This window comes from Clostridium minihomine (assembly GCF_900240385.1).
Lineage (GTDB): Bacteria > Bacillota > Clostridia > Oscillospirales > Acutalibacteraceae > Faecalispora > Faecalispora minihomine.
Genome location: NZ_OEQH01000002.1, coordinates 333,488 through 346,945, shown reverse-complemented (window position 1 = coordinate 346,945; position 13,458 = coordinate 333,488). Strand labels below are relative to the sequence as shown.

11 protein-coding genes are annotated in these 13,458 nt (G+C 47.7%); 5 read left to right on the top strand and 6 right to left on the bottom strand.

The genetic code is table 11. The annotated features are described in order from the left end of the window. Positions 1-32: 32 nt before the first annotated feature. The 6 genes from C1A02_RS13460 to C1A02_RS05415 all read right to left on the bottom strand — a co-directional run bounded on the left by C1A02_RS13460 (position 33) and on the right by C1A02_RS05415 (position 7,028). Positions 33-203 carry a hypothetical protein gene (locus tag C1A02_RS13460; RefSeq protein ID WP_164997155.1) on the bottom strand — a complete coding sequence of 57 codons (171 nt, stop codon included), beginning with the start codon at positions 201-203 and terminating at the stop codon, positions 33-35. Between the two features lie 170 nt (positions 204-373). Continuing rightward, positions 374-715 (bottom strand): P-II family nitrogen regulator, encoded by a 342-nt coding sequence (locus C1A02_RS05435; RefSeq protein WP_101697195.1) that lies wholly within the window; start codon positions 713-715, stop codon positions 374-376. 201 nt (positions 716-916) lie between these two features. Continuing rightward, the gene (locus C1A02_RS05430; protein WP_101697194.1) at positions 917-2,704 is read right to left on the bottom strand and encodes a DUF1538 domain-containing protein; all 1,788 of its coding nucleotides are present in this window, start codon (positions 2,702-2,704) and stop codon (positions 917-919) included. Positions 2,705-2,964: 260 nt separating this feature from the next. Then, positions 2,965-3,996 carry a lysylphosphatidylglycerol synthase transmembrane domain-containing protein gene (locus C1A02_RS05425; protein ID WP_101697193.1) on the bottom strand — a complete coding sequence of 344 codons (1,032 nt, stop codon included), beginning with the start codon at positions 3,994-3,996 and terminating at the stop codon, positions 2,965-2,967. A 281-nt stretch (positions 3,997-4,277) separates the two neighbouring features. Further along, positions 4,278-6,635 (bottom strand): heavy metal translocating P-type ATPase, encoded by a 2,358-nt coding sequence (locus tag C1A02_RS05420; RefSeq protein ID WP_101697192.1) that lies wholly within the window; start codon positions 6,633-6,635, stop codon positions 4,278-4,280. Between the two features lie 24 nt (positions 6,636-6,659). Beyond that, complete coding sequence (locus C1A02_RS05415) at positions 6,660-7,028, bottom strand: ArsR/SmtB family transcription factor (RefSeq protein ID WP_101697191.1); 369 nt, start codon at positions 7,026-7,028, stop codon at positions 6,660-6,662. 799 nt (positions 7,029-7,827) lie between these two features. On the opposite strand from C1A02_RS05415, the gene C1A02_RS05410 reads away from it, so the two are divergent. From C1A02_RS05410 to prmC, 5 genes are read left to right on the top strand one after another with little or no spacing between them, the layout of a single operon-like run. After that, the gene (locus C1A02_RS05410) at positions 7,828-9,183 is read left to right on the top strand and encodes an FG-GAP repeat domain-containing protein (protein ID WP_101697190.1); all 1,356 of its coding nucleotides are present in this window, start codon (positions 7,828-7,830) and stop codon (positions 9,181-9,183) included. Between the two features lie 23 nt (positions 9,184-9,206). Next, on the top strand, positions 9,207-9,911 hold the full coding sequence (locus C1A02_RS05405) for a response regulator transcription factor (protein ID WP_101697189.1): 705 nt from the start codon (positions 9,207-9,209) through the stop codon (positions 9,909-9,911). Positions 9,912-9,956: 45 nt separating this feature from the next. Beyond that, entirely contained in the window at positions 9,957-11,426 is a 1,470-nt protein-coding gene (locus C1A02_RS05400; protein WP_101697188.1) for a sensor histidine kinase, read from the top strand. Then, positions 11,419-12,372 (top strand): DUF1385 domain-containing protein, encoded by a 954-nt coding sequence (locus C1A02_RS05395; protein WP_101697187.1) that lies wholly within the window; start codon positions 11,419-11,421, stop codon positions 12,370-12,372. Before C1A02_RS05400 ends, C1A02_RS05395 begins: the two co-directional genes overlap by 8 nt. Then, on the top strand, positions 12,369-13,226 hold the full coding sequence (prmC, locus tag C1A02_RS05390; protein ID WP_101697186.1) for a peptide chain release factor N(5)-glutamine methyltransferase: 858 nt from the start codon (positions 12,369-12,371) through the stop codon (positions 13,224-13,226). Before C1A02_RS05395 ends, prmC begins: the two co-directional genes overlap by 4 nt. Positions 13,227-13,458: the final 232 nt, after the last annotated feature.

Here is a 13,458-nt window from a genome sequence, read left to right as displayed (position 1 = left end):
CCGGCAGTTGAGAAACAACTGCCGGGGGCTTTTTATGTGCAATCATTGGAGCTCCCGATTTGGGACTCTTTTTGATCGGTTGATAGTTCTTTTACCTGTTTGTCCAGCTCTTCCAGTTTTAAGTAGATTAAGGCTTGGTTTTTTGCGATGGTATTCAGTGTGTGGTTCATTAATTTCAATTGCTGCTTTAGTTTTCGATTCATGCGATTACCTTCCTTATCTTTAAGATTTCCTTGGATCATCATTATTGTATCATTAAAGATTCTCAAGGCAAACAAAAAAGAAAGCCTTTTCAAAAGAAAGCAAGGGTCTTTTTCAAAATAAAAGCACGGCTGTAGTCTGCGAACAGAACTAGCCGTGCTTTTGGTATTTGTTATTGTTTTTTCACTTCGGATTTTTGTGCTGTTAAGCCTGACACCTTGTCAACCGGAAGAGAGAACAGGAAGGCGTCTGCGTCTGTTCCTGGGCCGTGAACATCTACAACCGCACTCATAATTCCTTTTTTCAGGTGCTGCGGCGTGAGAATTAAAATCAGTTCTTTTTCTGGTTTTAAGGTTAATCCGAAAAAGGTTTCAAAATGTTCCATTCCGGATCCTGTGGCGTGTATCACGGTTCCGCCGGTCGCTCCCGCAGACTTGGCGGACTCCATTACTTCTGCGGCAAAGCCTTGATTGACAATGACCAAAATCAAATTATGTCCAAATGTTTGCTCCATACGAACCTCCTAAACAAATCAAGATAGGCACCTTCTCCAAAGCGTGTGAAAAAGCAAAAAATCAAGTGCTTTTTGCCGGGTTTCAACTCTTTTGTATTCTCTAAGATAGTTGTCTTTCGGGTTATCATCCCCATAAATTTTGTCCTCAAAAACCGAGAGATTCCCTTTGATACGTGTTTCGTTGAGGAATAAAACCGAAATCTATTCGTTTTCTGTGGGGGGATTTTGAGATTCTGCAGAATCATCCGGGATGGTAACAAGGGGAGCACTTTGAGCGTCCGGGTTGTCTGTTCCGGTTGTTTCTTCCAAAGCCGACTCCTGATTTTCTGTGTGGATGTTCTGCAAAGAGATCGAATCCTGAGAGGCCGAGCGATTTGGGTCTGAAGATGTTTCCTCGGTTTCTGCGGAAGTATCTGCTTGTAAATTCACAGACTCTTGTGCTTGTTCCGGCATAGAAACCGTTACACCGAACGAGTCTTCCTCGCCGTCCATTTCGATGATCATATCATCAACCAGCATGCCGGTATCGGTTGCAAGCATAGATGCTTTTTTGCTTTTATATTGAAAGATAATGCCAATGCCCTGAATGGTAATCAGCGGCAGGGTGGCAATCATTGCTATCATGCCGAACGCATCTGTCATTACGTTGCCGCCCACAGCTTCGCAGACGCCCACGCCAAAGGGGAGCAGGAATGCTGCGGCCATTGTGCCGGCTGCCACACCGCCGGAGTCAAATGCAATTGCAGTAAATACTTTTGGGGTATAGCGGGTTTGAATCAAAGCAATGGCATAGCCTGGCAGCAGGAAATACCAGATATCAATTTGGTAAATAATGCGCAGCATTGCCAAGCAGACAGCTAGGCTAACGCCGACGGATAATCCAATTTTCATCACTTTCTGAGAAATAGCGCCGCTGGTGATGTCCTCAACCTGTTTGTTCAGAACATGTACTGCGGGCTCCGCTGTCACAATAAAGAAACCAAGCAATGCAGCCAACGGAATTAAAATCCAGCTGTAGGAAAGAGTTGCGATGTGGCCGCCCAAGAAACGTCCCACAGGCATGAAACCGACGTTTACGCCGGTCAAGAAAACCGACAAACCCAAAATAGTATAAACAATTCCTACCAGAATTTTAATCATTTTGGTGCGGGAAAGGCGCAGCCGTAATATTTGAAGTAAAATAAAAATAGTCAGTATGGGCAGCAGTACCACAATAACCTCTTGCAAAGAACCAAGAAACTGGGAACCGTACAAAGGCAGAATCTGCGAGATGTGCTCCAATTCGGCCGGGGACTCAAAGGCAAAGCCGGATTCGGAGGAATCATAGAAAATACCCATTACCAACACGGCGATAATCGGGCCAATCGAGCAAAGGGCACAAAGGCCAAAACTATCTTCTTCGCTGTTTTTGCTGGACAGAACATTCGATACACCCATGCCAAGAGCCAAAATAAAGGGTACCGTAATGGGGCCGGTGGTAACACCGCCGGAATCAAAAGCTACGGCCAGGTAATCGGGTGAGAATATTCCGGCCACCAGAAAAACCAGAATATAAGAACCGATGAATAAGTAAGCCAGATTAATCTGAAACACAATGCGTAACAGGGCCAGCACCAGAAAAGCACCGGCTCCAAAAGCGACAGAACCCACCAAAACCATGTCGGGCACAGCGGGAACTTGTTTGGTCAACACCTGCAAATCTGGTTCGGCAATGGTAACCACAAGGCCGATTAAAAAGCCGCCCCCGGCAATCCAGCCAATTTTTTTGGATCGAGTCAGCTCTGAACCAATTGCTTCCCCCATAGGAAGAATAGCCATGTCGGATCCAAGAGTGAAAATGCTCAGGCCAAGAATCAAAAGAACCGCCCCAGATAAAAAAAGCAAAAGGGTTGTGAAGGGCAATACAAATGAGAAGGCAAGGACGATGGCGCAGATCGGCAGAACGGACTGAGTCGATTCTTTTAGTGAATCAATTAAGATATCTCTCATTCCTTACTTCCTTTCGCGTATATTTAGACCGGGCTTCAGCGGCCACCGGCGAAAGAAAAGGGTCGGTGGAAGAGAACACAAAGAAGAGCCGATCCAGAAAGTTATATTACTTAATTAGTATAACATACATTGGATATCGAGAAAAGGATTTCTTTTTCCCGCCTAAAAGTTTGTAAAAATAGAAGACCTTTTTCAGGGAAACACGTACCAAATAAAATTGCCCAAAAAGCCGGTGTTCGGATTTTTGGGCAAAGGGAAAATTAAATTAGATTTTTTTTCGCCGCGGCCCATGTTGTCAGGTAACCGAACACAATGCTGCTGTAATAGGCGATGATGCGCCACAGCAGAATCGCGGGGAAAATGGTGGAACCGAAAATGTCATGGAAAAACAGATAAAAGCCGCCTTCAGCACCGCCGGAGGAGCCGGGAAGGGGAACGAATTCTGCAGCCATCGTTACAAAAGTATCGGCCGCCAGCATAGTAAAGAAGGAACCGCCGTACAAGGTAAAGCTGCGGTAAATTAAATAGGGAATTACGCTGGCCAAAGTGATCTGTATCAAAGTCCATACGGCAGATTTTACATACAAGCCCGTAGAACGCCCCATTAAAGCGGCCCCGTCATGGAAGGTATAAAGTTGATTGCGAATTTTACGGTACAGCCGTTTGGGGCGGCGGCACCATTTAAAGCGCAGAAGCACCGACATGATAAACCGCAGAAGTTTTTGGGTTAGCTTGTTGTTGATCATGACAACCAGCATGATGGTGATCATCACGCTGTTGACCACAAGGGTCAGCAAAATCACCACAACGATATTGTTTAATACGCTGCGGAAATAAGCGAGTCTTACCGCAACAAAAAATAGACAGTAAACCATCATCACCACTTGGTGAATCAAAGCTTTTACCACAATGACTGCACTGGAAGCCCCGGCGCTCATTCCCATTTTATCCATGGTGTAAATCTCCATGGGTTCACCGGCAGAAAATGGGGTCAGGGCGCTGTAAAGAAAGCCCACCATTCCAACGGTAAAGGATTTTTGAAACGTCCAGGCAGGATCCAAATGGCGCGAGAGCATCAAAAGCACATAGCCTTCAATCAGATAGCGGCCAAAAACCGCTAAAAGTGCAAGCCCCAGCCATTGCAGCTGAATGGTTTTCGAAAGAGTTAAAAGCGCATCTAAACCATCGGTCGTAAGCAGAAAATATAAAATAACCGCAATCGAAAGAACCAAAGTGATTGTGGTAAACCATTTCTTTTTGCTGCTGGCGACCGAAGAAGTGTCTTGCATCATATCATGCCCTTTCCTGATTGTTTTGGCCCAGACGAAGCCACGCCTGGTTCATACAACAGGCATTCAGCAGTTTTCTGAAACACTGCATTCCATCCCAAACATTTCATTATTATAGCCCACATTTGTGAAGAAATAAAGAATTTTTTCCAAACACACCGTTTCGGACCAATAACGGTTTTGTAATCTTTACAGGCGATGCGCTTGAGAAACGCTGGCGTATCAAAGAAAAGTGCCCGGTTCCTTTTGGAAGAACCGGGCAGCTGTTTGCTAAGAAAAAGACGTTATTTTGTTTTTAGCGCGCGCATGGCGTTCAGTACGGCAATCAAGGCCACGCCCACATCGCCGAAAACGGCCATCCACATAGAAGCGATTCCCATAGCGGCCAGAACCAAGATGATTACCTTGACACCCAAAGCAAACACGATGTTCTGCCAGACGATGCGCCGGGTCTTTTTGGCAATATTCAGCGCACTGACCAGTTTTGAAGGTTCGTCGGTCATCAAAACGATATCTGCAGCTTCAATGGCTGCGTCAGAACCGATGCCGCCCATGGCGATGCCGATGTCTGCACGGGCCAGAACCGGAGCATCATTGATGCCGTCCCCCACAAAGAGCAGTTTGCCGCCGGGGGTTTTGTGGCTATCCAAAAGCTCTACCCGTTCCACTTTCTGCTGGGGCAAAAGCTCGGAATAAACCGTATCGATACCAAGCTTCTGTGCAATTTGATCGGCGACGATTGCGTTATCGCCGGTCAGCATAGCAATGGTTTTTACTCCTGCTTGTTTCAATTCCGCAATTGCTTTGCGGCTGTCGGGCTTTATTTCATCAGCGATGACAAGGTGTCCGGCATACTCTCCGTCCACTGCCACATAAATCATGGTTCCCGGTGCAGATACCGGCTGGAAGGAAATGTTTTCGGATTCCATCAGGCGGCTGTTGCCCGCCAGAATGGTTTTTCCGTCAATCAAAGCGCGAACACCGTGGCCCGCAATTTCCTGCTGTTCCTGTATCTGGCCTTCTTGTACCGGCAGGCCATAGGCTTTCAGTACAGACAAAGCAATGGGATGGGTAGATGCACTTTCGGCCAAAGCCGCATAGCGCAGAAGGGCTTCATCACTGATACCAGCCGAAACGATTTCCGTTACCGTAAAACTGCCCTTAGTTAAAGTGCCTGTTTTGTCAAACACAATGGTATCGGTATTGTTCAGCGCTTCCAGATAGTTGCTGCCTTTGATTAGAATTCCCTTTTGGGAAGCCGCGCCGATTCCGCCGAAAAAGCTCAGGGGAATCGAAATGACCAAAGCACAGGGGCATGATACAACCAAGAAGGCCAGAGCACGGTAAATCCAGTCGCTGAAGGTAGCACCGGGCACTACCATAGGAGGAATCACTGCCAGTGCAACTGCGGCAAAAACCACCACGGGGGTATAGTAACGGGCAAATTTGGTAATAAAGTTTTCTGTGTGGGCTTTTTTTCCTCCGGCGTTCTGCACCAGCTCCAAAATTTTGGAAGCGGTGGATTCTCCGAATTCTTTCTCAACCTCTATGGTCAAAAGACCGGTCTGGTTAATGGAGCCAGACAGCACCGTGCTGCCGGGTTCCACGTCTCTTGGCAGGGATTCTCCGGTTAATGCAGAGGTGTCAAGAGAAGAATGACCTTGCGTTACGACGCCGTCCAAAGGAATCTTTTCACCGGGTTTTACCACAATCAGGTCGCCAATTCCCACTTCTTCCGGGGAAACGCGGCGAACTTCTTCACCCAATTTCAGGTTTGCAAAGTCGGGGCGAATGTCCATTAAAGATTTAATGGAGCGCCGGGAACGGTTCACCGCCATGTCTTGGAACAATTCGCCGATTCGGTAAAACAGCATAACGGCAACGCCTTCGGGGAATTCTCCAATGGCAAAAGCACCCACGGTGGCCAAAGACATCAAAAAGTTTTCATTAAAGATTTGCCCGCGGCGAATGTTGCGCAGGGCCAGCAGCAAAATTTCGCCGCCGATCATCAGGTATGCTGCAAAAAACAGCAGGAATTCCGCAACGGGCGGCAAAACGAATCCCGCAGCGGGAATGATAATGGCTGCCAGGAATATTACTACGCCAATGGCCAAAACGATTCGGGAGGTCCTCTCTTTTGTTTCGTCTTCGTTCTCCGAATCTTCTTCCTCGCGAAAGCCCACCTTCACATCCGGCTCAATGGTATTGATCATCTGCACCGCTTCCCGCGTCAGGGCAGGCAGCTTTTCTTTGTTTTCTGCTTTCAGCAAAAGCCGCTGGGCGGCAAAGTTCAGCTGAACCTCTTGCATTCCGTCCAGTCCTGCGACTTCCCGTTCAATTTTTGCGGCGCAGTCGGCACAGTGCAGTCCCTTTAAATAGAGCATCCGCTCCCCCGGTTCTGCCGGGTGCCGTTCGGTCAGGCGAATATCCGGTTCGTGGTTTTGCGCAATTTGCTGCATTTTTCCAGAAAGTTCTTCAAAGCGTTCCGTATCCAGCAAATCTACCCGCAAGGTTTTGGATACAAAATCCAATGTGGCACAAGAAACGCCGTCCAGTTTTCCCACTTCGTGCTCAATTTCGGCAGCGCAATGGGCACATCCTAAATTTTCCACTGAAAATTCTCTGGTGGTTTTTACGGCCATTGATCCATTCACACCTTTCCCGATTTATTTTTCAGTAATATGGGTTAGACCCAAGCTAAAAATCCCTTGAATATGCTCATCGTCCAAAGAGTAATAGACTACCTTGCCCGCACGGCGGAATTTGACCAGCCGGGCTTGCTTTAACACCCGCAGCTGATGAGAAATTGCCGATTGGGACATATCCAGAAGCTCTGCAATATCACAAACGCAAAGCTCAGAAGATAGCAGGGCGCACACGATCTTCACCCGGGTGGAATCACCGAAAATGCGGAAAAAATCCGCTAAATCAAAGAGAAGCTCATCGCTGGGCATCTTCTTTTTTGTGTTTTCAATTACGTCTGGATGGATTCCAACAGAATCACACTGTTCCAAGATTTGATCGGTACCATTCATAATCATATTCTCCTTTGCTCATATGAACATATGAATATCTGTTCATATGTATTATATGCGTTGATTTTAGAAATGTCAATCTATTTCCCCAATTAGATCAGAATATTTTAAAGTGGTGTGACTTGTTCCTGAAATTACAGTTTTGGTACTATTTTTTTAATAGGCAAAATGTTATAATAACCTCACGGCGTAAGCGAAAGCAGAGCTTCCGACGCCTGAAAGAACATTGAACCACAGCCCGGTTTTGGTTTACAGCTTTATGGTTTTATCGTAAGACTTAGGTGGGGATTTTGGTTTAAATAACCTCACGGCGTAAGCGAAAGCAGAGCTTCCGACGCCTGAAAGAACATTGAACCACAGCCCGGTTTTGGTTTACAGCTTTATGGTTTTATCGTAAGACTTAGGTGGGGATTTTGGTTTAAATAACCTCACGGCGTAAGCGAAAGCAGAGCTTCCGACGCCTGAAAGAACATTGAACCACAGCCCGGTTTTGGTTTACAGCTTTATGGTTTTATCGTAAGACTAGGTGGGGATTTTGGTTTAAATAACCTCACGGCGTAAGCGAAAGCAGAGCTTCCGACGCCTGAAAGAACATTGAACCACAGCTTGGTTTTGGTTTACAGCTTTATGGTTTTATCGTAAGACTAGGTGGGGATTTTGGTTTAAATAACCTCACGGCGTAAGCGAAAGCAGAGCTTCCGACGCCTGAGAGAACATTGAACCACAGCCCGGTTTTGGTTTACAGCTTTATGGTATTTTAGAATCTGCCTATACTAGGATGGAAAAGGACGTGAAAAGGATGAGGAAACGGATTGTTGCCGCGGTGCTGGCACTGGCTATGCTTTGTTCCGGCTGTTCTTCGGTGAGTTTGGATCCTCAGACACTGATGCGCCCGCCTCGGGCAACCGGAAATAAAGAGAAAATTCATCAGGTATTGGAAGCGAAAACGAACGGCCAGATTAAATTGAGTTATCCGCGCCGGGGGGATTACCGCTCGGCAATTTTAATGTGGGATCTGACCGGGGATGGAAAAGAAGACGCCATTGCGCTGTATGAAAACGCAGATCAAAGCGGTGGTGTTACCATTTCTTTTATTCGTGGGGGAGAAGAAGAGTGGACGGAAATCGGCTCTTTTCGCAATGCGGCCACTCAGGTGGATAAGGTATGCTTTGGCGACGTGAACCGGGACGGCCTAAATGATGTGATTGTCGGTTGGGGCAGTGCTTTGAACCAAACCTCTTCCATCAGTATTTTTTCCTATAAGGATGGAAAAATGACCGAGCTTTCTTATAACCAGCCTTATAATGAAATGGAAGTGAGGGACTTTGACAACGATACTTTTGATGAGATTTTTACCGCTTCGGTTTCTACAGCAGATCAGGCGGCGATCGCCCGCCTTTTGCGGGTAACGGACAATATGGTGGAAACCATTGGGTCGGCACATCTGGATAACGGTGTTACCCGGTATGCTTCGGTAACCGCCGGCATGATTGATCCCTCTCAATTTGGAATTGTGCTGGATGGCGCGAAAAGCGGGGGCAATTATGTAACGGAAGTTTTGTTTTGGGACTCGCAGAAAAAATTGCTTCAATCCCCGTTTTTTGATGTGGGAACACAGACGGCTAATTTTTCGCTGCGCAATACCAATGTGGTGTCTCGTGATATTAACGGCGACACGCTGATTGAAATACCCATCGTTAATCCCATGCCGGGGTATTCGCTGCCTTTGCCGGATGAGGCGTGTGCCATTACCAATTGGCAGCGGTATGACTGTGCTACAGACAACCTGCACAGGGTGATGGGCATGGTTATTAACCAGCAAAGCGGCTATTGGTTTTTAATCCCCGAAATGTGGCAGAAAAAAATTACCGTAAAGGTTGACCGGGAAGCCCGATCGCTGACCTTTTACGAATGGCTGCCGGCTGCGGAGGCGACCAACAGCAATGTTACCGGCGCGGTGGGAACAGGGCTGTTAAAAATACAGGAATTTACCCAGGAAGAGTGGAATGCCGGAATAGCGGCCAAAGGGTTTTATAAGCTGGAGGAGAAAAACGCGGTAGTTTATGCGGCTTCGATTCTTCAGCCGGATCATGCGTTGGCATTGAACATCAACGATATTACAAACAGCTTTCGGCTGATTTCTTCACAGGAATAAAAGCGGACAGGAGGAACCAGGCAATGAAGAAAATATTGGTGGCAGAAGATGAACAAACCATTCGGGAATTTGTGGTCATCAATTTAAAAAGGGCCGGTTATGAAGTGACCGAGGCAGAAAATGGGGATCAGGCCCTGTCTCTTTACCAGCAGGAAAACGGTGCTTTTGATGTGGTGATTTTAGACATTATGATGCCGGGGGAACACGACGGCTTATCTGTGTGCCGGGAATTGCGGCAAAAAAGCGGTTCAGTGGGCATTATTCTGCTGACTGCAAAAACACAGGAAATGGATAAAGTCAGCGGCCTGATGATGGGCGCCGATGATTATGTGACAAAACCCTTCAGTCCCAGTGAACTGGTGGCTCGGGTAGATGCGATTTACCGCCGGGTTGCCATAGCAGAAATGCGCACCGAAAATAATTTCCGCGAAGAAATTCGTTCCGGCAATTTTTCTTTGAATCTGCGCAACCGTGCTTTGATGAAAGACGGCGGCCCCATTGAGCTGACTCAGGTGGAATTTCAGATTATGGAGTATTTTTTCTCGAATCCCGGCAAAGCGTTGGATCGTTCCGACATCCTCAAACATGTTTGGGGAGATGCCTATTACGGGGAAGAAAAAATCGTAGACGTGAATATTCGGCGTCTGCGAATGAAGATAGAGGATGAGCCGAGCAACCCCAAGCATATTGTCACGGTTTGGGGGCTGGGCTATAAATGGGAGGCATAAGCCGAAAAACAAGCTTCGCACACGGGCGGAAAAGGAGAGGATAAGGTGAAAATATGGGGAATTACCCGGCGCTGGATTTTAAACAGCCTGGGTGTCATTCTGCTTGTCCTGTCCACTTTGATTATCTGTATGTCGTTGGTCGTACAGGGTTATGTTTACAATGGCATTCAGCAAACCATCAACGGCCGTTCCGGTGAGCTGACCAACGTATTTGCCGATTATGGGAAAAAGACAGCTGTCGAGTTTTCCACTGCTGCGCGCAGCTATGTGGAAAACTCCCCCAGCAAAGAGATGATGGAAATGATGGTGCTGAGCTCTGCAGGCCGAATTTTGGTTACTTCCACCGGGTTTCCGCCGGATCAATCTCAGGTTATGCCAGATTTTCAAGAGGCTCTTGGTAACGATGATGGGTATGGAACTTGGAAAGGGCAGCTTTCTTCCGGGGAAAAAGTGATGGCTGTCACACGGGTGATCCGCAATGAAAATGGATCGGCTTTGGGAAGCATCCGTTATGTGGTGTCTTTGGAGCAGGCCGACCAGCAAATCTTTACCATTGTGGGCGCTTTGATGCTTTTGGGGCTTTTGGTCATTTTTCTGGTGGTGCTGTCCAGCTCTTATTTTATTAAGTCTATTGTGGATCCCATTAAACAGATCAGCGTCACAGCCAAACGCATTGCTCAGGGGGATTTTAATGCGCGAATTCAAAATCGGCAGGATGATGAAATCGGCGAGCTTTGCGAAACCATCAATAAAATGGCGGTGGAATTGGGCACGTCTGAAAAAATGAAAAATGATTTTATTTCCTCTGTTTCCCATGAACTGCGCACCCCGCTGACGGCCATCAAGGGCTGGGCAGAAACACTGCAGGGATTGGAAGACACCGATCAGGATATGTATGAAAAGGGCATGGGTGTTATCATTCGAGAATCGGAGCGGCTTTCCGGAATTGTGGAAGAACTGCTGGATTTTTCGCGAATGCAGAATGGCCGTATGACCTTGATGATGGACAAAATCGATATTCTGGCCGAACTGGGAGAAGCGGTTTATATGTTTACCGATCGTGCCCAGGCAGAAGGCAAATTTTTGGTTTATGAAGAACCGGCCATGCTGTCGCCGGTGCTGGGCGATATCAACCGGCTGCGCCAGGTGTTTGTCAATATTATTGACAACGCGCTTAAATATACCAGCGAAGGTGATACAGTCAGCGTGACCGCAGAACAAAAGGATGGGAAAATTATTGTGGTGATCGGCGACACCGGCTGCGGAATCTCTCCACAAGATTTACCCAATGTGAAAAAGAAGTTTTATAAAGCCAACCAGACTGTGCGCGGTTCCGGAATTGGACTGGCCCTGGCAGATGAAATTATGCAGCTGCATGACGGGCGTCTGGATTTGGAAAGCCAGGAAGGGGTTGGCACGGTTGTAACGATTACCATACCAACGCTCAGGCAGGTTTCGTCGGCTACAAAGCCGATTCCTGCTGTGGAAGAAAGGAATCCGGAACAAAATGGCTAGAGAAAAAACAAAAATGATTACATCCATCGGTGGGCAGGCGGTGATGGAGGGTGTAATGATGCAGGGCCCCTTTAAAACCGCCTTGTCGGTTCGCCTGCCCGACAATACCGTATCGACCGAGCAGATCGCAGCCAAACGGCTGCGCGGACGCTACAAAATTCTTCAGCTTCCTATTTTGCGGGGAGTTGCCGGATTTATCGATTCCCTTTCCGTGGGGTATAAGGCACTCAGCATTTCGGCAGAAAAATCCGGGCTGGAAGATGACGAGGAGCCTTCAAAGTTTGACCAGTGGATGGAAAGGGTGTTCGGGGATAAACTGATGAACGCCGTTATGGCCATCAGTGCTGTTTTGGGTGTGCTGATTGCCGTGGGATTGTTCTTCTGGCTGCCCACCTGGCTTTTTAATTTGGGCGAAAGCCATCTGTGGGGAACAGAGCTTGCCTCTTGGCGAGCGGTGTTTGAAGGTTTTCTTCGTATTTTTATCTTTATCGGCTACATAGCGTTTTGTGCCAGCTTGCCGGACATTAAGCGTGTGTTCCAATATCACGGGGCAGAACACAAAACGATATTCTGCTATGAAAATGAGCAGGAGCTGACGGTAGAAAACGTCCGTCGTTACAAGCGTTTTCATCCCCGCTGCGGCACCAGCTTTATGGTGATTATGCTTTTGTTGGGGATGATTGCCGGCTTTTTTATTCCCTTTACCAACCCGTTCCTGCGCAGTATCGCAAAAATTTTGTGCGTGCCGCTTTTGATGGGAATCGGATATGAACTGATCCGCATCTGCGGCCGGTACGATAATATTGTGACCCGAATTATCTCTGCGCCGGGAATGTGGATGCAGCGGCTTACCACCAAGGAACCGGATGACTCTATGATTGAAGTGGCAATCAGCGCGTTGAAGGAGGTTATTCCGGAAAACGGGGAGGACAGGATTGTAAGATGACCTTTCAGCAAGCCTATCACGAGGGAAAAACCATATTACAAAAGGCGGGGGTAGAGAGCCCTGCTTTTGACGCCATCTGCTTGTTCCGCCAGGCTTTTGGAATGGATCGCCAGGCTTTGATTTTGCGCGGCCAAGAAGATGCACCCAAGGAAAACACCAATGAATTTTTCCGCATGATAGCAGAGCGGGAAAAACGTCGCCCCTTGCAGTATATTCTGGGGGAGTGGGAATTTTTCGGGATGCGTTTTTCGGTGGGGGAAGGGGTATTAATCCCCCGAGAGGAAACAGAGCTTTTGGTGTATACGGCTGCGGAACTTTTAACCGGACACCCGGCCCCTGTGGTGGCAGATCTCTGTGCGGGAACCGGCGCGGTGGGCTTGGGAATTTCACAGCTCCGCAAGGATGCCCGCATTGTGTGTGTTGAATGGTATGAACAGGCATTTGAGTATCTGCAAAAGAATCTGCATCGGTTTGGGGACGAGAGGGTTTCGGCAATCCGGGCGGATATTACCCAAAGCGATGCGGCGGCCGACATCGGGCCGCTCAGCGCGGTGGTTTCCAATCCTCCGTATATTGTTTCGGAAGAGATTTCTTCCCTTCAGCATGAGGTGCGCCGGGAGCCGCCCTCTGCGCTGGATGGAGGACAGGACGGATTGGATTTTTACCGGGCTATTGCCCGCAACTGGCTGCCCCGCCTGCGGCCGGGGGGCATTGCCGCAGTAGAGATCGGCGAAACTCAGGGGCAAAGCGTATCCGAGTTGTTTTTGGCGGCGGGACTGTCTCACATTCGAGTGCAAAAAGATTTTAACGGATTTGACCGGGTGGTATCAGGTGTTTATCAAGGAAAAAGTTAACAGTTACCGGAGGGATGGTGTTTTGGGAAAAAGGCTGTCTGCTCCGGATTTTTCTGTTTTTTAGCGGATAAAGAAAAAAATAACTGTTACAGCATCAAAACGTTCGTTCGATTTTTTGCTGAAATCCATTGATTTTATAATTTAGATACGCTATAATAACCTCACGGCATAAGCGAAAGCTTTGGTTTTAATAACCTCACGGCGCATTGTGAAAAGCAGGGCTTTCGATGCA

Excerpts from the sequence above, each read along its gene's own strand:
- C1A02_RS13460 (WP_164997155.1), bottom strand. The coding sequence starts at position 203 with ATGAATCGAAAACTAAAGCAGCAATTGAAATTAATGAACCACACACTG.
- C1A02_RS05435 (WP_101697195.1), bottom strand. The coding sequence starts at position 715 with ATGGAGCAAACATTTGGACATAATTTGATTTTGGTCATTGTCAATCAA.
- C1A02_RS05430 (WP_101697194.1), bottom strand. The coding sequence starts at position 2,704 with ATGAGAGATATCTTAATTGATTCACTAAAAGAATCGACTCAGTCCGTT.
- C1A02_RS05425 (WP_101697193.1), bottom strand. The coding sequence starts at position 3,996 with ATGATGCAAGACACTTCTTCGGTCGCCAGCAGCAAAAAGAAATGGTTT.
- C1A02_RS05420 (WP_101697192.1), bottom strand. The coding sequence starts at position 6,635 with ATGGCCGTAAAAACCACCAGAGAATTTTCAGTGGAAAATTTAGGATGT.
- C1A02_RS05415 (WP_101697191.1), bottom strand. The coding sequence starts at position 7,028 with ATGAATGGTACCGATCAAATCTTGGAACAGTGTGATTCTGTTGGAATC.
- C1A02_RS05410 (WP_101697190.1), top strand. The coding sequence starts at position 7,828 with ATGAGGAAACGGATTGTTGCCGCGGTGCTGGCACTGGCTATGCTTTGT.
- C1A02_RS05405 (WP_101697189.1), top strand. The coding sequence starts at position 9,207 with ATGAAGAAAATATTGGTGGCAGAAGATGAACAAACCATTCGGGAATTT.
- C1A02_RS05395 (WP_101697187.1), top strand. The coding sequence starts at position 11,419 with ATGGCTAGAGAAAAAACAAAAATGATTACATCCATCGGTGGGCAGGCG.
- prmC (WP_101697186.1), top strand. The coding sequence starts at position 12,369 with ATGACCTTTCAGCAAGCCTATCACGAGGGAAAAACCATATTACAAAAG.